The organism is Pseudomonas sp. Hz4 (assembly GCF_054898165.1).
Genome location: NZ_CM142719.1, coordinates 5,214,425 through 5,236,546 on the forward strand (window position 1 = coordinate 5,214,425; position 22,122 = coordinate 5,236,546).

Annotated in this window: 19 protein-coding genes; 17 read left to right on the plus strand and 2 right to left on the minus strand. The window is 58.9% G+C overall.

The window, feature by feature from the left end; genetic code table 11:
- Positions 1 to 9: 9 nt before the first annotated feature.
- The 12 genes from ACYZTR_RS23980 to ACYZTR_RS24035 all read left to right on the plus strand — a co-directional run bounded on the left by ACYZTR_RS23980 (position 10) and on the right by ACYZTR_RS24035 (position 16,013).
- A complete protein-coding gene (locus tag ACYZTR_RS23980; RefSeq protein WP_461974387.1) occupies positions 10 to 1,446 on the plus strand; it encodes a sigma-54-dependent transcriptional regulator in 1,437 nt (478 codons plus the stop codon).
- A 710-nt stretch (positions 1,447 to 2,156) separates the two neighbouring features.
- Positions 2,157 to 3,557 (plus strand): polynucleotide adenylyltransferase PcnB, encoded by a 1,401-nt coding sequence (locus ACYZTR_RS23985; protein WP_461974389.1) that lies wholly within the window; start codon positions 2,157 to 2,159, stop codon positions 3,555 to 3,557.
- Between the two features lie 3 nt (positions 3,558 to 3,560).
- Positions 3,561 to 4,046, plus strand: a complete 486-nt coding sequence (gene folK, locus ACYZTR_RS23990; RefSeq protein ID WP_461974391.1) for a 2-amino-4-hydroxy-6-hydroxymethyldihydropteridine diphosphokinase — start codon at positions 3,561 to 3,563, stop codon at positions 4,044 to 4,046.
- A 255-nt stretch (positions 4,047 to 4,301) separates the two neighbouring features.
- A complete protein-coding gene (gene panB / locus ACYZTR_RS23995; RefSeq protein WP_461974393.1) occupies positions 4,302 to 5,102 on the plus strand; it encodes a 3-methyl-2-oxobutanoate hydroxymethyltransferase in 801 nt (266 codons plus the stop codon).
- Positions 5,099 to 5,959 carry a pantoate--beta-alanine ligase gene (gene panC, locus ACYZTR_RS24000; protein ID WP_461974395.1) on the plus strand — a complete coding sequence of 287 codons (861 nt, stop codon included), beginning with the start codon at positions 5,099 to 5,101 and terminating at the stop codon, positions 5,957 to 5,959. The genes panB and panC overlap by 4 nt, the downstream gene beginning before the upstream one ends.
- A gap of 197 nt (positions 5,960 to 6,156) precedes the next feature.
- Positions 6,157 to 6,537, plus strand: a complete 381-nt coding sequence (panD, locus tag ACYZTR_RS24005; RefSeq protein ID WP_007924662.1) for an aspartate 1-decarboxylase — start codon at positions 6,157 to 6,159, stop codon at positions 6,535 to 6,537.
- A 229-nt stretch (positions 6,538 to 6,766) separates the two neighbouring features.
- Positions 6,767 to 8,431, plus strand: a complete 1,665-nt coding sequence (gene pgi, locus ACYZTR_RS24010) for a glucose-6-phosphate isomerase (RefSeq protein WP_461974398.1) — start codon at positions 6,767 to 6,769, stop codon at positions 8,429 to 8,431.
- A 231-nt stretch (positions 8,432 to 8,662) separates the two neighbouring features.
- Positions 8,663 to 10,600 (plus strand): acetate--CoA ligase, encoded by a 1,938-nt coding sequence (acs, locus tag ACYZTR_RS24015; RefSeq protein ID WP_461974400.1) that lies wholly within the window; start codon positions 8,663 to 8,665, stop codon positions 10,598 to 10,600.
- A 66-nt stretch (positions 10,601 to 10,666) separates the two neighbouring features.
- A complete protein-coding gene (locus ACYZTR_RS24020) occupies positions 10,667 to 11,539 on the plus strand; it encodes an oxygenase MpaB family protein (protein WP_461974402.1) in 873 nt (290 codons plus the stop codon).
- Between the two features lie 116 nt (positions 11,540 to 11,655).
- A complete protein-coding gene (locus ACYZTR_RS24025) occupies positions 11,656 to 12,672 on the plus strand; it encodes a class I SAM-dependent rRNA methyltransferase (protein ID WP_461974404.1) in 1,017 nt (338 codons plus the stop codon).
- Positions 12,673 to 12,765: 93 nt separating this feature from the next.
- Positions 12,766 to 15,717: a DUF748 domain-containing protein gene (locus ACYZTR_RS24030; RefSeq protein ID WP_461974406.1), complete on the plus strand. Its 2,952-nt coding sequence runs from the start codon at positions 12,766 to 12,768 to the stop codon at positions 15,715 to 15,717.
- Positions 15,717 to 16,013 (plus strand): DUF2845 domain-containing protein, encoded by a 297-nt coding sequence (locus ACYZTR_RS24035; protein WP_461979863.1) that lies wholly within the window; start codon positions 15,717 to 15,719, stop codon positions 16,011 to 16,013. The genes ACYZTR_RS24030 and ACYZTR_RS24035 overlap by 1 nt, the downstream gene beginning before the upstream one ends.
- 189 nt (positions 16,014 to 16,202) lie before the next feature.
- On the opposite strand, the gene ACYZTR_RS24040 is transcribed toward ACYZTR_RS24035, so the two are convergent.
- Together ACYZTR_RS24040 and ACYZTR_RS24045 are read right to left on the minus strand one after the other, a co-directional pair.
- On the minus strand, positions 16,203 to 16,556 hold the full coding sequence (locus tag ACYZTR_RS24040) for a BON domain-containing protein (protein ID WP_461974409.1): 354 nt from the start codon (positions 16,554 to 16,556) through the stop codon (positions 16,203 to 16,205).
- Positions 16,557 to 16,865: 309 nt separating this feature from the next.
- Positions 16,866 to 17,282, minus strand: a complete 417-nt coding sequence (locus ACYZTR_RS24045) for a pilin (protein ID WP_461974411.1) — start codon at positions 17,280 to 17,282, stop codon at positions 16,866 to 16,868.
- A gap of 225 nt (positions 17,283 to 17,507) precedes the next feature.
- Here ACYZTR_RS24045 and pilB point away from each other — a divergent pair, with 225 nt between their 5' ends.
- Genes pilB through yacG form a run of 5 tightly spaced genes read left to right on the plus strand, consistent with a single transcriptional unit; the run spans position 17,508 to position 22,119 of the window.
- Positions 17,508 to 19,208 (plus strand): type IV-A pilus assembly ATPase PilB, encoded by a 1,701-nt coding sequence (gene pilB, locus ACYZTR_RS24050; RefSeq protein WP_461974413.1) that lies wholly within the window; start codon positions 17,508 to 17,510, stop codon positions 19,206 to 19,208.
- A gap of 2 nt (positions 19,209 to 19,210) precedes the next feature.
- On the plus strand, positions 19,211 to 20,428 hold the full coding sequence (locus tag ACYZTR_RS24055) for a type II secretion system F family protein (RefSeq protein ID WP_461974415.1): 1,218 nt from the start codon (positions 19,211 to 19,213) through the stop codon (positions 20,426 to 20,428).
- 1 nt (position 20,429) lies between these two features.
- Entirely contained in the window at positions 20,430 to 21,302 is an 873-nt protein-coding gene (locus tag ACYZTR_RS24060) for a prepilin peptidase (protein WP_461974417.1), read from the plus strand.
- Positions 21,299 to 21,922, plus strand: a complete 624-nt coding sequence (coaE, locus tag ACYZTR_RS24065; RefSeq protein ID WP_461974419.1) for a dephospho-CoA kinase — start codon at positions 21,299 to 21,301, stop codon at positions 21,920 to 21,922. Before ACYZTR_RS24060 ends, coaE begins: the two co-directional genes overlap by 4 nt.
- A complete protein-coding gene (gene yacG / locus ACYZTR_RS24070; RefSeq protein WP_223485972.1) occupies positions 21,919 to 22,119 on the plus strand; it encodes a DNA gyrase inhibitor YacG in 201 nt (66 codons plus the stop codon). Before coaE ends, yacG begins: the two co-directional genes overlap by 4 nt.
- The last annotated feature ends 3 nt before the right edge of the window (positions 22,120 to 22,122 follow it).

Sequence of the window (22,122 nt, forward strand, 5' to 3'; positions counted from 1 at the left end):
ATCGAATCAATGCCGCACATTTTGATCGTCGAAGACGAAACAATTATCCGCTCCGCCTTGCGCCGCCTGCTGGAACGTAACCAGTACCAGGTGAGCGAAGCCGGTTCAGTGCAGGAAGCACAAGAACGCTTCACCATTCCCACGTTCGACCTGATCGTCAGCGACCTGCGCCTGCCTGGCGCGCCGGGCACCGAGTTGATCAAACTCGGCCAGGGCACTCCGGTGCTGATCATGACCAGCTACGCCAGCCTGCGTTCGGCCGTCGACTCGATGAAGATGGGCGCGGTCGATTACATCGCCAAGCCTTTTGATCACGACGAGATGCTCCAGGCCGTCGCGCGAATCCTGCGCGACCGGCAGTCAGTGCAAGCCAGTGGTGAACCGGTCGCCGGCAAAGCCGGCAATGGCGCCGCGAAACCGGGTGCCAATAACAGCAATGGCGAAATCGGTATCATCGGCTCCTGCCCACCTATGCAGGATCTGTACAGCAAGATCCGCAAAGTCGCGCCAACCGACTCCAATGTCCTGATCCAGGGCGAATCCGGCACCGGTAAAGAACTGGTCGCGCGCGCCCTGCACAATCTGTCCAAACGCGCCAAGGCGCCGATGATTTCGGTGAACTGTGCAGCCATTCCGGAAAGCCTGATCGAGTCCGAACTGTTCGGCCACGAAAAAGGCGCGTTCACGGGCGCCAGCGCCGGGCGTGCCGGTCTGGTGGAAGCGGCCGACGGTGGCACCTTGTTCCTCGACGAAATCGGCGAACTGCCACTGGAAGCCCAGGCCCGCCTGCTGCGCGTGCTGCAGGAAGGTGAAATTCGTCGTGTGGGTTCGGTGCAGTCCCAGAAAGTCGATGTACGCCTGATCGCCGCGACTCACCGCGACCTCAAGAGCCTGGCGAAGATCGGCCAGTTCCGTGAAGACTTGTATTACCGCCTTCACGTGATCGCCCTGAAACTGCCGGCCCTGCGCGAGCGCGGCGCGGACGTCAACGAAATTGCCACCGCGTTCCTGGCGCGCCAGAGCGCGCGGGTCAACCGCACCGACCTGAAGTTCGCCCCGGATGCTGAGCAGGCGATTCGTCATTACGCCTGGCCGGGTAACGTTCGAGAGCTGGAAAATGCAGTGGAACGTGCGGTCATCCTGTGCGAGAGCCCGGAGATTTCCGCCGAGCTGCTGGGTATCGACATCGAACTGAGCGATCTGGACGACGATGACTTCATCGGCCTGGCGCCCCAACAGGGCAACAACGCAAGCAACACCAGCCACGAGCCGACTGAGGACCTGTCACTGGAAGACTACTTCCAGCACTTCGTTCTCGAGCATCAGGACCACATGACCGAAACCGAGTTGGCACGCAAACTCGGTGTCAGTCGCAAATGCCTGTGGGAACGCCGTCAGCGCCTGGGCATTCCACGACGCAAGACCGGGGTGGCCAGCGAGAGCTGAACCTCGCCTGTCTGACGCGCGGGTAACACGTGACAGTGTGAAAAAACTGTTACCTCAGCTTTTTCACGTAACAGAAGCCGGGGCTTACGGTAACGAAGCCCCGGTTTTTTTTGGCCTCCGAAAACCTCATCAGCTGGCCTGCCCCCTAGTTTTACTGGGCCTAACAAAAGTTGGCACGCACCCTGCTATATGTTTGGTACAAGAACAATAACAAGCAATGCAAAAGACAATAAAAATAAGACGAATCGACTCACGCACAATAAAAACAAGACGGCGAGAGGCGCAGCTAACTGATTCTTTTGGAGAGGCGTTGTAATTGGGGCTTGCCCCACGACCAGGCCGAGAACAATAAAAACTGTCATAAGACAGAGCCTGCACTGGTTGGATCGCAAGATCACTGCAACACAGCGACCAAAGCAATCCGTTTGCTCTTGGCTCCCGATTGGGAGGGCCATGAAGGAAAAACTTCATGGCGAGGGCACTCAACAAAAACAAGAAGCCCGAACTAAAAATAAAAATAGAGCATGCAACTACTTTCTTGGGGAGCTTCGGCTCCCCTTGTAGTTTCTGGCGTTTAGACACGCCAATCGACATCCCCTTTATGCGCTTGCGCAGCTTCCTACACCATCCCCCGACTAAATGCTAGAATCCCCGCCCATCATGCGGTCATTCTTCGTTTTGGCCGAACATTCCTTCAAACAGTGCATCCCATGCTGAAGAAGCTGTTCCAGTCATTCCGTTCTCCCAAGCGTCATACGCAACACATTCGCAGTACGCCTGAAGTGCTCAACAGCGGCCAACATTCGCTGCAAAAGGCCCAATTCAGTCGCTACGCGGTGAACATCGTCGAACGCCTGCAGAACGCCGGTTATCAGGCTTACCTGGTCGGCGGCTGTGTGCGTGACATGCTGCTCGGCATCACGCCAAAAGATTTCGACGTCGCCACCAGTGCCACGCCTGAACAGGTTCGGGCCGAATTCCGCAACGCGCGGATCATCGGTCGACGCTTCAAGCTGGTGCACATCCACTTTGGCCGCGAAATCATTGAAGTCGCGACCTTCCGCGCCAATCACCCGCAAAACGATGAAGAGGAAGACAGCAACCAGTCCTCGCGCAACGAGAGCGGGCGCATCCTGCGCGATAACGTCTACGGCACGCTGGAAGAAGACGCGCAACGCCGCGACTTCACCATCAACGCCTTGTATTACGATCCGGTCAGCGAGCGCATCCTCGACTACGCCAACGGCGTACACGACATTCGCAATCACCTGATCCGCCTGATCGGCGATCCAAAGCAACGCTACCAGGAAGACCCGGTACGGATGCTGCGAGCCGTGCGCTTCGCCGCCAAGCTGAATTTCGGCATCGAAAAGCACAGCGCCGCGCCAATCCGCGACCTGGCGTCGATGCTGCGCGAGATTCCGTCGGCCCGCCTGTTCGAAGAAGTGCTCAAGCTGTTCCTCTCCGGCCATGCCGCGGACACCTTTGAGATGCTGGTCGACCTGCAGCTGTTCGATCCGCTGTTCCCGGCCAGTGCCGAGGCCCTGGAATACAACCCGACGTACACCCACACGCTGATCAGCGAAGCGTTGATCAACACTGACCTGCGGATCAAACAGAACAAACCGGTGACCCCGGCGTTCCTGTTTGCTGCCCTGCTCTGGCCTGCCCTGCCGGCTCGCGTACTGCGCCTGCAAGAACGTGGCATGCCGCCGATTCCGGCCATGCAGGAAGCCGCTCATGAGCTGATCGCCGAACAGTGCCAGCGCATCGCGATCCCGAAACGCTTCACCCTGCCGATCCGCGAGATCTGGGACATGCAAGAGCGTCTGCCACGCCGCAGCGGCAAACGCGCCGACCTGTTGCTGGACAACCCGCGGTTCCGTGCCGGTTACGACTTCCTGCTGCTGCGCGAAAGCGCCGGTGAGCAGACCGATGGCCTGGGCGAATGGTGGACGGACTATCAGGATGCCAACGACAGCGAACGTCGCGACATGATCCGCGACCTCAGCGGCAAGGATGACGGCACCGGCGCTCCACGCAAACGTCGCCGCAGCGGTGGCGCCAAGCGCAAACGCACCGCAGGCGCACCGAGCACCACGGGCGAGTAATCCATGGAACGCATCTACATCGGCATGGGCAGCAATCTGGCTGACCCCGCCGAACAATTGCGCAGCGCCGTCGAGGCGCTGGCGCAGTTGCCGCAGACCGAACTGATCGGGGTTTCCGGGTTTTACCAGAGCGACTCGCTGCTGCCCGGCCAACCGCGTTACACCAACGCGGTTGCCGCCCTCGACAGCACGCTTGCGCCATTGGACCTGCTTGATGCGCTGCAAGTAATCGAGAACGGACAGGGCCGCGAGCGTGTTGAACGCTGGGGGCCGCGTACGCTGGATCTCGACATCGTGCTGTTCGGTAATCGGCTGCTCGACGTACCTCGCCTCAAAGTGCCTCACTACCATCTGCAGGAACGAGCTTTCGTTCTCTATCCACTGGCCGAGCTGGCGCCTGCGGATTTGCGTCTGGCCGATGGTCGCTGCCTGAGGGATTTGCTCGCCGCCTGCCCGTTCGTCGGGTTGGAGCGCCTTCCGGCGTCATGAGTGGGCACCGTCACAAATCCTGCTGAATCGCATCAGTTAATCCGGTAACACCCCTGGCGTAACAACGCGGTAACACACGCAATTGACTTCCCGAGTTCTCCTCACGACTATAGGCGTCCCGCTGCCGCCAACACGGCGCTGAAGGGCGCAATCCAGGCCTTAAAAGTACGACAACGGACCGTGCGCCTGTATTTAACGAAGAATCACGCGCGTTACTCGCAGTAGTTTCCACAGCGCCTGAATGAGGAACTTTTCATGCCAGCCATCACCCTGACCACTCTGCAAGGTCTCAAGCAAAAAGGTGAAAAAATCACCATGCTGACCTGCTATGACGCGACCTTCGCCCACGCCTGCAATGAAGCGGGCGTCGAAGTGTTGCTGGTGGGCGACTCCCTTGGCATGGTTTTGCAAGGTCACGACAGCACCCTGCCGGTCACCACCGCGGAAATGGCTTACCACGTGGCGGCCGTCAAACGCGGCAACACCGACGCTTTGATCCTCGCCGACCTGCCCTTCATGGCCTACGCCACCACCGAACAAGCCATGACCAACAGCGCCCTGTTGATGCAGGCCGGTGCGCACATGGTCAAAGTTGAAGGTGCACTGTGGCTGGCGGACTCGATCCGTCTGCTGGCCGAACGCGGTATCCCGGTGTGCGCGCACATGGGGCTGACACCGCAATCGGTGAACATTCTGGGCGGTTACAAAGTCCAGGGTCGCAGCGAGAACCAGGCGCGGCAAATGCGTGCCGACGCCATCGCACTGGAGCAGGCCGGTGCATCCATGTTGCTGCTCGAGTGCGTACCGAGCGAACTGGCTGAGGAAATTACCCAGGCGGTGGGCATTCCGGTAATCGGCATCGGCGCCGGCAGTGGCACGGACGGCCAGGTATTGGTTCTGCATGACATGCTCGGCCTGTCGATCACTGGCCGTGTGCCAAAGTTCGTGAAGAACTTCATGGCCGGGCAACAAAACATTCAAGCGGCGATTGGCGCTTACGTCACTGAAGTCAAAGCGGTGACTTTCCCAGGTATCGAACACGGATTCTCTGCATGAACACCGTAAAAACCGTACGCGAATTGCGGGCCGCCGTGGCCCGCGCCCGTGGCGAAGGCAAGCGAATCGGCTTTGTGCCGACCATGGGCAACCTGCACAGCGGTCATGTTGCACTGGTTACCAAAGCCACCCACCGGGTGGATTTCGTGGTCGCGAGCATTTTCGTCAACCCGTTGCAGTTCGGCGCCGGCGAAGACCTCGACAAGTACCCGCGCACCCTCGCGGCCGATCAGGAGAAACTGCTCCAGGCCGGTTGCCACTTGCTGTTCGCGCCAACCGTTGAAGAAATGTACCCCGACGGCATGGCCGGCCAGACCCGCGTCAGCGTTCCGCAACTCTGCGAAGGCCTCTGCGGCGCCAGCCGTCCCGGGCATTTCGAAGGTGTGGCGACGGTGGTCACCAAGCTGTTCAACATGGTCCAGCCAGACTTGGCAATCTTCGGCCAGAAAGACTTCCAGCAACTGGCAGTGATCCGCGCCCTGGTGCATGACCTGAACATGCCGATCCAGATCATCGGCGAACCGACGGTACGTGCAGCCGATGGCTTGGCGCTGTCGTCGCGCAATGGTTTCCTCAGCGAAGAACAGCGGGCTGTTGCGCCGGTTGTGTACCGCGGTTTAAATCAGATTGCTGACGCGATCAAACAGGGCGAGCGAGATTTCCCGGCCTTGATCGGCGCGCAGATCAAGCAGCTTGAAGCGGCTGGTTTGCATCCTGACTATCTGGAGATTTGTCATGCGCTGACGTTGCGTCCGGCCACCCCGGTGGATCGGGACCTGGTGATTCTGGTGGCGGCGTTCCTGGGTACTACGCGGTTGATCGATAACCTGCACCTGACTCTCGACGCCCCCGCCTAAACACCACAAATCCCCTGTAGGAGCGAAGCTTGCTCGCGAAGGCGTCGCGTCATTCGACATCTGCATCGACCGACATGACGCCTTCGCGAGCAAGCTTCGCTCCTACAGGGAGTTGCGTTGCCTCGCACCCTGTATTGCTGCCCACATTGGCTTTGGGCACAATGCCCGCCGTTCGATTCCGACCTGGGAAAACACTCATGCACGCCATCATGCTCAAGGCCAAGCTGCATCGCGCCGAAGTCACCCACGCTGTACTCGATTACGAAGGTTCTTGCGCCATCGACGGCGAATGGCTGGACCTGTCCGGCATCCGTGAATACGAGCAGATCCAGATCTACAACGTCGACAATGGCGAACGCTTCACTACATACGCGATTCGTGGTGAAGAAGGTTCACGCATGATCTCGGTCAACGGTGCAGCCGCACACAAGGCCAAGGTTGGTGACCGCGTGATCATCTGCGCCTACGCCCACTACAGCGAAGCCGAACTGCTCAACTTCAAGCCACGCATGCTCTACATGGCGCCGGGTAATGAACTGAGCCACACCAGCCATGCCATTCCGGTTCAGGTCGCCTGATCCCGTCTTAGTCCATTTCCCTTCCGTTTGTCGGACCGTTCCCTGCTCGATGTATAAAAAAGTACCGGGAACGGGTCAGACAAAGCCAAGACAGATCGCAGCGCGAGGTTTACTGTATTCGCCCTGTGTCATGAAATCGTGTCGACGCAGTTGACCGGACGCCCACCCACAGCGCACCGGGATTTTTTGTGTTCAAAAGGCCGTTCAAGTAAAAAGGAAACCCGCAGCGATGGCGTATTACCGCACCCCTCACGACGTTACCGCTCTGCCCGCCTGGCAAGCGTTGAATGATCACCGCCAAGCCATGCAAGATTTCAGCATGCGCGAAGCCTTTAATGCCGATCCGCAGCGCTTTACCCAATTCACCCTCAGCAGCTGCGGCCTGTTTCTCGATTATTCGAAGAACCTGATCAACGCCGAGACCCGCGATCTGCTGGTGGACCTGGCCAACGAAGTCGATCTCCAGGGCGCGATCAAAGCGCTGTTCGAAGGCGAAATCGTCAACTCTTCCGAAGGCCGCCCCGCCTTGCATACCGCGCTACGCCGTCCGGTTGGCGACAAGCTGTCGGTGAACGGCGTCAACGTGATGCCGGAAGTGCACAAGGTCCTGAACCAGATCACTGACCTCGTGGGCCGTATCCACGATGGTCTGTGGCGCGGTTACACCGAGAAGCCGATCACTGACGTGGTGAACATCGGCATCGGTGGCTCGTTCCTCGGCCCGGAGCTGGTCTCTGAAGCACTGTTGTCCTACGCCCAGAAGGGCGTGCGCTGCCATTACCTGGCGAACATCGACGGCAGTGAGTTCCACGAGCTGACCCTGAAACTGCGCGCCGAAACCACGCTGTTCATCGTTTCGTCGAAATCCTTCAACACCCTCGAAACCCTGAAAAATGCCCAGGCCGCACGCGCCTGGTACCTGGCTCAGGGGGGATCGGAAGCCGAGCTGTATCGTCACTTCATCGCCGTCTCCAGCAACAATGCAGCGGCGGTGGCATTCGGGATCCGCGAAGAAAACATCTTCCCGATGTGGGACTGGGTTGGCGGCCGTTACTCGTTGTGGTCGGCCATCGGTTTGCCGATTGCCCTGGCCATCGGCATGTCGAACTTCAAGGAACTGCTGTCCGGTGCCTACACCATGGACCAGCACTTCCAGAGCACGCCTTTCGATCAGAACATGCCGGTGCTGCTGGCCTTGCTCGGCATCTGGTATGGCAACTTCTGGGGCGCGCAGAGCCACGCGATCCTGCCGTACGACCATTACCTGCGCAACATCACCAAGCACTTGCAACAATTGGACATGGAATCCAACGGCAAGAGCGTGCGCCAGGACGGCACTCCGGTGTCCACCGACACGGGTCCTGTGATCTGGGGTGGCGTTGGCTGCAACGGTCAGCATGCGTATCACCAGTTGCTGCATCAGGGCACTCAACTGATCCCGGCCGACTTCATCGTGCCGATCGTCAGCTTCAACCCGGTGTCCGACCACCACCAGTGGCTGTACGCCAACTGCCTGTCGCAAAGCCAGGCGCTGATGCTGGGCAAGACCCTTGCCGAGGCCGAAGCCGAGTTACGCGATAAAGGCATGAGCGAAGAAGACGTGCAGAAACTCGCGTCACACAAGGTGATCCCGGGCAACCGTCCGAGCAATACGTTGGTGGTCGAACGCATCAGCCCGCGTCGTCTCGGCGCATTGGTGGCGATGTACGAACACAAAGTCTTCGTGCAAAGCGTGATCTGGGGCATCAACGCCTTCGACCAGTGGGGCGTGGAGTTGGGCAAAGAGCTGGGCAAAGGCGTCTACAACCGCCTGGTCGGCAGCGAAGAAAGCCCGGCTGACGATGCGTCAACCCAAGGCCTGATTAACTACTTCCGCGGTCGTCACCGCGGTTGATCTGACGCCACACCCACAGAATTTGTGAAAACACATATTCTGTGGGAAACAACAATTCCCTGTGGGAGCGAGCTTGCTCGCGATAGCGGACTGTCAGTCGACATCTTTGTTGAATGTCATGCCCTCATCGCGAGCAAGCTCGCTCCCACATTGGTTTTGTGTCTGACTTGAACCCATTCGTTACTCGGCGCATCTTTGTTACTTGTCGCAAAACAAGAATAAGGAACCGTCATGTTCGATATCAGCACGTTCCCCCAAGCCGATGCCGTCCGCCGGGCTGCACAATTAAGTCAAGACGACTACAAGCGCCTGTACCGCCAATCCATCGACCACCCCAGCACCTTCTGGGCCGAACAGGCCACACGTTTTCTCGACTGGAGTACGCCGTGGGATACCGTCCAGCGCTATAACCTGAAAACCGGTGAGGCGAGCTGGTTCGCCGGCGGAACGTTGAATGTCAGTTACAACTGCATCGACCGTCACCTGGAAAAGCGCGGCGATCAAATCGCGATCATCTGGGAAGGCGACGATCCTGCCGAATCCGCGCAGATCACCTACAAAAAACTCCATCACAACGTCTGTCGCCTGGCCAACGTGCTCAAAAGCCGTGGCGTGAAGAAAGGCGATCGCGTGTGCATCTACATGCCGATGATCCCCGAAGCCGCCTACGCCATGCTCGCTTGCACGCGCATAGGTGCGGTGCATTCGGTGGTGTTCGGGGGTTTCTCTCCGGACTCCGTGCGTGACCGGATTCTCGACGCCGACTGCCGCACCGTGATCACCGCCGATGAAGGCGTGCGCGGCGGTAAATTCGTGCCGCTCAAGCAGAAAGTCGACAAGGCACTGGAAAGTTGTCCGAACGTCAGCACCGTCATCGTGGTCGAGCGCACTCAGGGCGAAGTGGACTGGATCGAGGGCCGAGACATCTGGTATCACCAGGCGCTACGCGACGTCAGCGACGATTGCCCGCCTGAGCCGATGGACGCCGAAGACCCTCTGTTTATCCTCTACACCTCCGGCAGCACCGGCAAACCCAAAGGTGTGCTGCACACCACCGGCGGCTACCTGCTGCAAGCGGCGATGACCTTCAAGTACGTGCTCGACTACCGCGACGATGAAGTCTTTTGGTGCACCGCGGATGTCGGCTGGGTCACCGGCCACAGCTACATCGTCTACGGCCCGTTGGCCAACGGCGCGACCACGCTGATCTTCGAAGGCGTGCCGAGCTACCCGAGCAGCTCGCGCTTCTGGCAGGTGATCGACAAGCACCAGGTGAACATTTTCTATACCGCCCCGACCGCCCTGCGTTCCCTGATGCGTGAAGGCCCCGAACCGTTGAAGGAAACCTCCCGCGCGAGCCTCAGATTACTCGGCAGCGTCGGCGAACCGATCAACCCGGAAGCGTGGGATTGGTACTTCAACGTCGTCGGTCAGCAGCGTTGCCCGATCGTCGATACCTGGTGGCAGACCGAAACCGGCGGCATCATGCTCAGCCCGCTGGTCAGCGCTCACCGGATCAAACCCGGCTGCGCCACCCAACCGATGTTCGGCGTGCAACCGGTGCTGCTCGATGAAACGGGCAAGGAAATCAAAGGCGCCGGCAGCGGCGTGCTGGCGATCAAGTCCAGCTGGCCGGCGCAGATCCGCAGCGTCTACGGCGACCCGCAACGAATGGTCGACACCTACTTCAAACCTTACCCCGGTTATTACTTCACCGGCGACGGCGCCAGGCGCGACGAGGACGGCGATTACTGGATCACCGGACGCATCGACGACGTGATCAACGTCTCCGGCCACCGCATCGGCACCGCCGAAGTGGAAAGCGCGCTGGTGCTGCACGACAGCATTGCCGAAGCGGCCGTGGTCGGTTACCCCCACGATGTCAAAGGCCAGGGCATCTACGCCTTCGTCACCCCCATGAACGGCACCGAGCCCAATGACGAATTGAAGAAAGAACTGCTGGCCCACGTCAGCGAGGAAATCGGCAGCTTCGCCAAACCGGACCTGATCCAGTGGGCGCCGGCCTTGCCGAAAACCCGCTCGGGCAAGATCATGCGGCGCATTCTGCGCAAGATCGCCTGCAACGAACTGGACAGCCTGGGCGATACGTCGACACTGGCTGACCCAAGCGTGGTCCAGGACTTGGTCGATAAACGCCTGAACCAATAAGCTCATGCTTTAAACTTCCCAGCGCGGCCCATAACGGCCGCGCCTCTTTTTCACCACTGAGTCGCCATGGAATTCATTCGAACCCGCATCGAAACTCAGATCATGAGCCTGACCGGTCTGTCCCTGGGTAAGCTCGACCTGGAAAACCCCAAGGGCGATCCCGGCCTGTTCGGGCCGGATTCGGTGAGCTGGCAAGTTCACGGCGACTTCAGCAGCATGCTGATCGGCGGCATCAGCGCCCTGATGCTGCAAGCCCTGCATCCACTGGCCCTGGCCGGGGTCTGGGACCATTCGAATTTTCGCGAGGACATGATTGGCCGACTGCGCCGCACCGGGCAGTTCATTTCCGGCACCACGTTCGGTTCGCGAAAGGACGCCGACTGGCTGATCGATAAAGTCCGCACCATCCACCTGCAAGTAACCGGCACTGCACCGGATGGGCGGCCTTACGCCGCCAGCGATCCTGACTTGCTGACCTGGGTGCATGTGGCCGAAGTCAGCAACTTCCTCGCTGCGCACTTGCGTTACCGCAATCCCAACCTGTCCCTCGCCGACCAGGACCGTTATTACGCGGAAATCGCGCTGGTCGCCGAACGGCTTGGCGCCCGTGACGTGCCGCGTTCACGGCAGGAAATGGCCGATTACCTTGAACGAATTCGCCCGCAACTGCTGTGCGACGAGCGCAGTCGCGAAGTGTTGCGATTGTTGCTGAACGCCCCCTCCCCCAGTCGTTTGGCCAGGCCTTTCGGCGGTTTGATGATGAAGGCCGGGATCGACCTGCTGCCGGACTGGGCCAGTGACATGCTGGGTGTCCAACAGAGCCCGCTGCAACGCAAGCTGATCCGCGCCGGCGTCAACCGCAGCACGCCGATGCTGCGTTGGGCGGTGCGTAACGGCTCGGTGCACCGGGCCAAACGCCGGATGGGCTTACTGACCTGAGCCCTGCATATTGATCGTTCCAACGCTCCGCGTGGGAACGATCAGTGAGGAGCAAGTTGTTCTCTGCTCAAGCTGTTAAACTCCCGCGCCAAATTCCCTCCTGCAAGGCGCCCAGCATGTCTTCCTTGAATCAGGCGCTGCGCGCCGCCCTCGAACATCGCCAGGACCTGCTCGCCGAACTGCATCAGCAAGGCACCGATTGCTACCGCCTGTTCCATGGCAGCCAGGAAGGCGCCGGCGGCCTGACGATCGACCGCTACGGCTCGCAATTGCTGGTGCAAAGCTTTCACCAGTCGCTGGAACGTGATGCGTTGCTGCATTTGCACGAAACCATCAATCAACACCTGGGCCTCGAAACGCTGCTGGTCTACAACGATCGCTCCCGTGGCAACTCGCGCATCGACCGTGAAGACACCGTCTACCGCGCCGACGAGGCCGCCCTGCAAGACCTGATCGGCCACGAATGGGGGCTCAATTACCGGGTTCGCGGTCGCCATGCCGGCCAGGATCCGCTGCTGTTCCTCGACCTGCGCAACACGCGCGGCTGGGTCAAGCAGCACAGTAAAAACAAAAGTGTATTGAACCTGTTCGCCTACACCTGTGGCGTCGGCCTCAGTGCGGCGGCCGGTGGCGCTAGCGAGGTCTGCAACCTCGATTTCGCTGAGGGCAACCTGGCCGTCGGCCGCGAGAACGGTCTGCTCAATCCCCAGTTGCCGACCATGGACTTCGTCCAGTCCGACTACTTCCCGGCCATCCGCCAATTGGCCGGCCTGCCGATCAGCCAGCGTCGCGGGCAGAAACTGCCCAGCTATCAACGTCTGGAACAGCGTCAGTACGACCTGGTGCTACTGGATCCGCCAGCCTGGGCCAAGAGTGCTTTCGGCACCGTCGACTTGCTGCGCGACTATCAAAGCCTGCTGAAGCCGGCGCTGCTGACCACCGCCGACAATGGCGTGCTGATCTGCTGCAACAACCTGGCAAAAGTCAGCATGGACGACTGGCGCGAGCAAGTTTTGCGCTGTGCCGAGAAAGCCGGGCGGCCGGTGCGTGAGTGGACCGTAATGAAACCGGGCGGCGATTTTCCGTCGTTGGACCAACAACCGCCGCTGAAAACGCTGATTCTGCAGCTCTGAGATTCGTCCGAAAAATCAGATAAATCCTATAAAGCTTGATCACTTCGGAACCGGAAACGCGTGCCATACTCCAACGCACTCCGATTCAGACAGATGAAGCCGCACATGCCCAAAGGATTGATTCGCGCTATTGGCGCTCTGTTGACCGCTCTAGCCCTCTACAGCCTGCTGGGGTTTCTGATTTTACCGGGCATCGCGTTGCGGGTAGTCAACCAACAATTGGCCAGTTACGCGACGACGCCCGCCACGATTTCGCGGATCGAACTCAACCCGTTCAGCCTGGAAGTGACCCTGTGGGGCTTGATCATCGGCGATCCGGGCAAGGAGCAGGTCGGCTTCGAGCGGCTGTATGCCAATCTCCAGATCGACAGCCTCTGGACCAACGCGCTGCACCTGTCCGATATCGAAATAGACAAACCCAAGACCGAAATCCTCTTCGGCAAGGACGGCAAACTCAATCTGCTCGGCCTGTTCAAAATACCTGCCAGCGAGCCGACCCCGGTCGACCCGAACGCCAAGCCGTTTCCGCTGCGCGTCGAGCGCATCAAACTGGCCGACGGCTATGTGCACTTCCAGGATGCACGGCCCAGCGAGCCGATCGAATTCCTCTACGACAAACTCGATTTCGAGCTGAAGAACCTCAGCACCCTGCCAGAAGATAACGCCGACATGACCCTGGTGGCCGTCGGCCCTTCCGGTGGGCAGATCGACTGGACCGGTAATTTCAGCCTGATCCCGATCGCCTCCGAAGGTAAATTGAAAGTCACCGATGCCAACATGAAAGTCTGGTGGCCTTACGTGCGCGACTCGGTGCCGCTGGACCTGGAAAACGGCACCCTGAACCTGAGCACTGATTACAAGCTGAACCTGTCCAAAGAAACCGACCTGCTGCTGAGCAATGTTGCCGTCAGCATCGCCCCCTTCAACATCAAGGCTCCAGACGGTCAACCGCTAGTAAAGCTCAAGCGGCTGGACATCAGTGAAACGACCGTAGACCTGGCCAAGCAGCAAGTGATCGTCGGCAAAATCCGCAGCCAGAAACTGGAAACCTGGGCTGCCCTCGAACCCGATGGGCAACTCGATTGGCAGAAACTATTCGCCAGCCAACCGTCCAAACCGGCCGCCAAAGCCAACGCCGAACCGGCCAGCACCCCGGCAGCCGCCGACTCACCAAAGCCTGAACCGGCGCCGCCAAGCACACCTTGGCAGGTGCTGCTCAAAGACGTGCAACTGCGTGATTACCAGATGCATCTGGCCGACCGCAAGGCGCAACCCGCCGTGGCGCTGGACGTCGGCCCGCTGAACCTGGACCTGCAGAATTTCGACAGCCTCAATGGCTCGCCTTTTAACCTCAGGCTAGACACCGGTCTGGGCAAGCAAGGCAAGATCACGGCAGAAGGCGTCGTCAATCTCGCCCCCGTCAGCGCCAAGTTAAACGTGCAGACCAAGGACATCGACCTGCGCGTTTCCCAGTCCTACATCAACCCGTTCATTCGCCTGGAACTGCGCAGCGGCATGCTCGGCAGTGATCTGGCGGTCGACCTGAAAAGCACCGAGCCACTGGCGTTCAGCGTCACAGGGCGCGCCCAGGTCGATCAACTGCATACCCTCGACACCCTCAAAACCCGCGACTTTCTCAAGTGGCAGCAGTTGGTGCTCGAAGGCCTGAATTACCAACACGGCGACAGTCTGTCGATCAACAAGGTCACCCTGTTCCAGCCTTATGCGCGCTTCATGATCAATGATGACCGCACCACTAACGTCGATGACTTGCTGATCCCGCAACCGGCCGATTCCGGGGCCAAGACCGCGGCGGCCAAACCTGCCAGCAAGGAAAAACCGCTGGGCATCCACATTGGCGGTATCGCCATCAATGACGGCTCCGCCAACTTCGCCGACTTCAGCCTGACCCCGAACTTCGCCACTGCTGTTCAACAGCTCAACGGGCAGATCGGCACCATCGACAACCGTCAGGCGAAACCTGCGACCGTGGACATCAAAGGCAAGGTCGACCGCTATGCGCCGGTGACCATCAAGGGCTCGGTCAATCCGTTCGACCCGATGGCCAGCCTCGACATCACCACCAGCTTCAAACGGGTGGAACTGACCACGCTGACGCCCTACTCCGGCAAGTTCGCCGGCTACCGCATCCGCAAGGGCCGACTCAATGTCGACCTGCATTACCTGATCACCAAGGGCCAGCTCAAGGCCGAAAACAAAGTGGTGGTCGAGCAGTTGCAGCTGGGTGAGAAAGTCGACAGTCCGGACGCCGTGAGCCTGCCGCTGAAACTGGCGATCGCGTTGCTCAAGGACGTCGACGGCAAGATTTCCATTGAGCTGCCGGTGACCGGCGACCTGAACAACCCGCAGTTCAGCATCATGCCGATTGTCTGGCAGACCCTGCGCAACCTGATCGTCAAAGCCGCCGCCGCGCCGTTCAAAATGATTGGCGGGCTGGTCAGTGGCGGTGGTTCGCAAGATTTGGGCACTGTCTCGTTTGCGCCAGGGTCAAGCGACCTGAGCCAGGAGACTGAGGGTTCATTGGTCAAACTGTCCCAGGCCCTCAAGGAACGTCCGGCCTTGCGCCTGGAAATCGAAGGCACGGCTGCCGCCAGCAGCGATGGCCCACCGATCGCCGAGCAACGTCTGGAACGGGAATACCAGTACAACTACTACAAAATGCTCCAGCGCCGCGGTGACAAAGTGCCGGCTCAGGCTTCGTTGGTGCAAGTGCCGGACGGCGAGAAAGGTTCGCTGCTGGAAGGGATCTACCGCACGCGCCTGAAGACGCAGCCGCCCGCTGAATGGAAGGACCTGGGCAAGGAGGAACGCACCGCGAAAATGCGTGAGGGCGTGATCAAGTTCTGGAGTTCCAGCGACGTTCTCTTACGCCAGCTGGGTCAGGAACGCGCCAGCAGCATCAAGGACTATCTGGTCGACAAGGGTCAGTTGGCCGATGACCGCGTGTACTTCATCGACGCTAACCTTGGCGTAGCGGAAAGTGACGGCAGGGTGGTTACGCCGCTGCATCTGGATGCCGAGTGATCGGCGCGAAATGGCTGATGAGCCTGGCACTGGCAATGATCGCCAGTCAGGCCTCGGCAGCCGATACCCTGCGTTGCGGCAGTCAATTGGTCAGTGTCGGGGACAGGTCCAGTGAAGTGCTGCACAAATGCGGTGAGCCGGTCAGCCGTGATCTGTTGGGCTACAAGCGCAGCGCTAACCGACGGGAAGAATTTCAAGTCGAGGAATGGACCTACGGACCCAACGGCGGGATGTATCAGTACCTGCGATTTGAAGGTAATCGTTTGAAGCAGATCACCAGCAAGCGCGGTAACTGAGAATTAACCATCACCTGCCAGCGGCTACAGAGGTTTTTACCCATCCACAATAGAACAAGCCCCGACACGAATGCCGGGGCCTGTAATGGCCACATCCTTATGGCCTTCGCATGAACTCTCCAGAGGCGGCAGACGTATTGCTCGGCCCGCCTGCCGCGCCTTCTCCCAGTCCAGGCGAGAAGTCTTGCCTTAATCGGCTTTCAGGCCGTCTGCGGAAACCGCTTTGACGCCTTTGATTTTCTTGGTGATGGCCACAGCAGTGGTTTTCTGAGCGTCAGTCACCGCAATGGTAGACGACAGGGACACAACGCCTTTGTTGGTTTCGACTTTGATATCGGTACCAGGAATGCCTTTTTCAGTCACCAGGTCACTTTTGACTTTGGTGGTGATCCAAGTATCGGAAACATCCTCTTTCGCTTCAGTGACCTCACCAGCAGCCAGCATCATAGGTGCTTGAGTGGCTTGGGTTTGAGCAAATGCAGCGTTGGCCATGGTCAGGGTCAGCGCGGTAGCAGCAGCGGCAGCGATAGCGAACTTCTTCATACGAGTAACTCCTGTTTTTCATAAAGTCTGCTGCGTGTCTTGTCAGCAGGGTTACCAGAGATATTGCGAACGCTGTGCCAACTTCGAGACATGAAATAAATCCTTATAAATCATCAGCTTAGTAAGATGGCCAATTTTCGGAATCATGCAAATTGCATGACCCCGCTGTTATCGACATGCAAGTTGCGGGTTTTAACGCAGGTCTAAAGCCATGAATTGTCGGGATTTTTTGCCGGCGTGATGACCAGCAAATTCCAGACAAAAAAATACCCCGCCATTAAGGCGAGGTAGGGCGCAGCGGGCGCTAAATCAAACGCCTGGGCAGCCAGTAGTCGAATAATCCTTGGCGGCATTGGTTACGCAAGTCCAACCGGCAGTCGCGCTACGAGAAAGGGTAACGGTCTTGCCCAGTACAGGTGCCGGGGCATTGATCAGCGTACATACAATGGTTCCGGTACCAGCAGCAACAGTCCCCGTCACCGTAAGGTTGCAGTTCTGAGTAGCAGCAACAGCCGCATTGACGTTGGCAATGGTCGGATCAGCGGACCCTGAGTTGATGACATCTTCATAAGGCACTTTCAGCGCCGAAACTTCGGCAATACCCGCCGTCACTTTGGCCCGCGCCTGGTACTTGGAATATTGCGGCAACGCAAACGTCGCGAGAATCCCGATGATCGCCACCACGATCAACAGCTCGATCAGGGTAAAACCTTTTTGAGTATTCATAGACAAGCCCCATGCATGAGTCGAAATCTCATGATCTGAACTAGCCGCAGCACAGCCCATGCCAAGCCCTACGCCCCGTGTTGGCGGGGCGTGCGATTGATACAACCCCCTTTTCCACCCCCAGAATCCGCACTATCTGACACTTTTTGTCACCTGAACGTCGCTGGTTTGGTTCATCCGCTTGACTAGGCTATAAGTCATGAACTGTCTGCGTCCGGTATCCCAATGAATGACATCGCCCTTAGCGGTCTGGCCAAGCAATTGGTCCTGGCCGAGCTGCTCACTGACAAAAGCGCGCAACAGGCGTATCAGCAAGCCCAACGTGATAAATCCCCCTTGGTCAGCTACCTGGTGCAGAACAAGCTGGTGAAAAGCCGCCAGGTCGCCGAGATCGCGTCGGAACACTTCGGCATGGCACTGCTTGATCTCAACTGCCTGGACAAGGACACCCAACCCAAGGGTCTGGTCAGCGAGAAACTGATCCGCCAGCACCGCGCCCTGCCCCTCTGGCGGCGCGGCAACAAGTTGTTCGTGGGTGTTTCCGACCCGACCAATCATCAAGCCATCAATGACATCCAGTTCAGCACCGGGCTGAACACTGAAGCCATCCTAGTGGAGGAGGATAAACTCAGCGACGCCATCGAAAAATTCTTCGATACCCCAAGTACCGGCCTGGAAGACATGGCCGACGTTGACCTCGATGGCGTGGACATCGAGTCGATCGATGACAACAGACAGGACGCCATCGCCGGCCAGGATGCCGACGATGCGCCCGTCGTGCGCTTCGTCCACAAAATGTTGCTGGACGCGATCAAAAGCGGCTCTTCCGACCTGCATTTCGAACCTTATGAAAAAACCTACCGCGTGCGGATGCGTACCGACGGTATTTTGCGTGAAGTCGCCAAACCACCGATTCAACTGGCCAATCGCATCGCCGCGCGGCTGAAAGTCATGGCCAGCCTCGACATCTCCGAACGGCGCCGGCCCCAGGACGGGCGGATCAAGATGCGGCTATCCAAGAGCAAATCCATAGACTTTAGGGTCAACACCTTGCCGACCCTGTGGGGCGAGAAAGTGGTGATCCGGATCCTCGACCCGTCCAGCGCTCAAATGGGCATCGACGCCCTCGGCTATGAGCCCGATCAGAAAGAACTGTACATGGCCGCCCTCAAGCAGCCACAGGGGATGATTCTGGTGACCGGGCCCACCGGTTCGGGCAAAACCGTGTCGCTCTACACCGGGCTGAACATTCTCAATACCGTGGACATCAACATCTCCACCGCCGAAGACCCGGTGGAGATCAACATGGAAGGCATCAACCAGGTCAACGTCAATCCCAAGCAGGGACTGGGCTTTGCCCAGGCGCTGCGCTCATTTCTGCGACAGGACCCGGACGTGATCATGGTCGGCGAGATCCGCGACCTCGAAACCGCCGAAATCGCCATCAAAGCCGCCCAGACCGGGCATCTGGTGCTGTCGACCCTGCACACCAACAGCGCCGCCGAAACCCTGACCCGCCTGCACAACATGGGCATTCAGGGGTTCAACATTGCCACCTCGGTCAGCCTGATCATTGCCCAGCGCCTTGCGCGCAAATTGTGCAGCCATTGCAAGAAACCCATCGAAATTCCCCGGGAGGCGCTGCTCAAGGAAGGCTTCCCCGAGGAACGCATCGGCTCATTCACGATCTATGAGCCAGTCGGTTGCGATCACTGCAACAACGGCTACAAAGGCCGAATCGGGATTTATGAAGTGGTGAAGAACACACCGGACCTGCAACGGCTGATCATGGCCGAAGGCAATTCACTGGAAATCGACATCCAGATGCGTAAGGACGGTTTTAACGACCTGCGTACGTCGGGCCTGCTCAAGGCCATGCAAGGCATCACCAGCCTTGAAGAAATCAATCGGGTCACCAAGGACTGAATATGGCGGTCAAAGCAGTAAAAATCGGCGTCTACACCTGGGAAGGTACAGACCGCAAAGGCACCAAAATAACGGGCGAGTTGAGCGGTCAGAACCCGGCGTTGATCAAGGCCCAGTTGCGCAAGCAGGGCATCAATCCTGGCAAGGTACGCAAAAAATCGACCTCGATTTTCAACATGGGCAAGCGCATCAAGGCCCAGGACATTGCCCTGTTCACCCGGCAGATGGCGACCATGATGAAAGCCGGTGTACCGCTGTTGCAGTCCTTCGACATCATCGGTGAAGGCTTCGATAACCCGGCCATGCGCACACTGGTAGACGAGGTAAAACAGGAAGTCGCGGCGGGTAACAGCTTCGCCGCTTCCCTGCGCAAAAAGCCCCAATACTTCGATGAGCTCTACTGCAACCTGGTCGATGCCGGCGAGCAGGCCGGAGCTCTCGATACCCTGTTGGAGAGAGTGGCGACCTATAAGGAAAAGAGCGAAAGCCTCAAGGCCAAGATCAAAAAGGCCATGACCTACCCGCTGGCGGTGGTGTTTGTTGCGATCATTGTGACCGGGATTCTGCTGGTCAAAGTGGTGCCGCAGTTCGAGTCGGTGTTCAAAGGGTTTGGTGCTGAATTGCCGGCCTTCACCGTGATGGTCATCGGCCTGTCGGAGTTCATGCAGCAATGGTGGTGGGCGATGCTCGGCGTGCTGATCGCGTTGATCTTCGGCGTGCGCCACGCCTTTAAAACGTCGCAGGGCTTCCGGGACTGGATGGACACCTGGTTACTGAAACTGCCGTTGATTGGCACGCTGATGTACAAGTCTGCCGTGGCCCGTTACGCCCGCACACTGTCGACCACCTTCGCCGCCGGGGTGCCGCTGGTGGAGGCACTGAATTCGGTGGCCGGCGCGACGGGCAACATCGTATTCAAGCGTGCGGTGCTGCGTATAAAGCAGGACGTATCCACCGGTATGCAGCTGAATTTTTCCATGCGCACCTCCGGCATTTTTCCCAACATGGCGATTCAGATGACCGCCATTGGCGAAGAGTCCGGCGCACTGGACGACATGCTCGACAAAGTCGCGAGCTTCTACGAGGACGAAGTGGACAACATGGTTGATAACCTCACCAGCCTGATGGAGCCGTTCATCATGGTAGTGCTGGGTGTTATCGTCGGTGGCCTGGTGGTTGCGATGTACTTGCCCATCTTCCAACTCGGCGCAGCGATCTGACATGCCCTTGAACGACCTTCTGACCCTCTACCCGCCGGTTTTCGTGATCGCAGCCATGTTGGTCGGCCTGCTGATTGGCAGCTTTCTCAACGTGGTGGTCTGGCGCCTGCCAAAAATGCTCGACCGCGAATGGCGTCAGGAGGCTCATGACGTGTTGGGCTTGCCAAGCGAGACACCGCTGCCGACCTTCAACCTGATGCTGCCCCATTCCCAGTGCCCTCATTGCGCCCATCGAATCCGCGCGTGGGAAAACATTCCGCTGCTCAGTTATCTGTTTTTACGGGGTCGGTGCTCGAACTGCGCGGCAGCGATCAGCAAACGCTACCCGCTGACCGAACTGGCGTGCGGTCTGCTCTCGGTGCTCATCGCGTGGCATTTCGGTTTCGGCTGGCAGGCCTGCATGGCGCTAGTCCTGAGCTGGGGGTTGCTGACGATGAGCCTGATCGATGCCGAGCATCAACTGCTGCCGGATGTGCTGGTGCTGCCACTGCTGTGGCTGGGACTGATCGTCAACAGCTTCGAGCTCTTCGTGTCCCTGCATGACGCATTGTGGGGCGCGGTGGCCGGTTATATGGCGTTGTGGTCAGTGTTCTGGCTGTTCAAGCTGATCACCGGCAAGGACGGCATCGGCCATGGCGATTTCAAATTATTGGCAATGCTCGGCGCCTGGGGTGGCTGGCAGATTTTGCCCCTGACTATCCTGCTGTCATCGCTCGTGGGGGCGATCATTGGGGTGATTTTACTGCGCCTGCGCAACGAGAAAACGTCGACACCGATCCCCTTCGGACCCTTTCTGGCGATTGCCGGCTGGATTGCCTTGCTCTGGGGTGGTCAAATAACCGACTTCTATTGGCAGTTTGTCGGTTTGAAATGAATACCCCTGTGGAAAAACCCTGGATTCTCGGCCTGACCGGCGGCATCGGCAGCGGCAAAAGCGCGGCGACTCAGCACTTCATCGACCTCGGCGTGCACGTAGTGGACGCTGATCATGCGGCGCGTTGGGTGGTGGAACCGGGGCGTCCGGCGCTGGCAGAGATCGCCGAACACTTCGGCCCCGGCGTCTTGCAAGCCGACGGGCAACTGGATCGCGCTGCGCTGCGCAAACTGATCTTCGAAGTCGCAGAGGAACGCCGCTGGCTCGAAGCGCTGCTTCATCCGCTGATCGCCAAGGAAATCGCCGATCATCTGGCCAAGGCACAATCACCTTACGCGATTCTGGTTTCGCCGCTGCTGATCGAGTCCGGGCAGTACGCCATGGTCCAACGGGTCCTGGTGATCGATGCCCCGGAACAGCTACAGATCGAGCGCACCCTGCAGCGTGACCAGATCAGCGAGCAACAGGTCCAGGCGATCCTCAAGGCCCAGTCCAGCCGGCAGGACCGCGTGAGCCACGCCGACGAGGTGGTGGTCAACGACCGCGACCTCGCCTGGCTGCACAGCGAGGTCGAACGCCTGCATCACTTTTACCTTACTTTGCGTGGAGGCCAGTCATGAGCCAAACCCCAACCGTCGAATGCCCAACCTGCGGCGCCCCTGTTGAATGGAGCCCCGAGAGCAAATTCCGGCCTTTCTGTTCGGACCGTTGCAAGCTGATTGACCTGGGCGCCTGGGCGTCGGAAGAACACAAGATTCCAGTCAGCCCGGATGCCGAAGACGAACTGTTCAGCGAAGACTTCGACCCGCGTCACTGATCT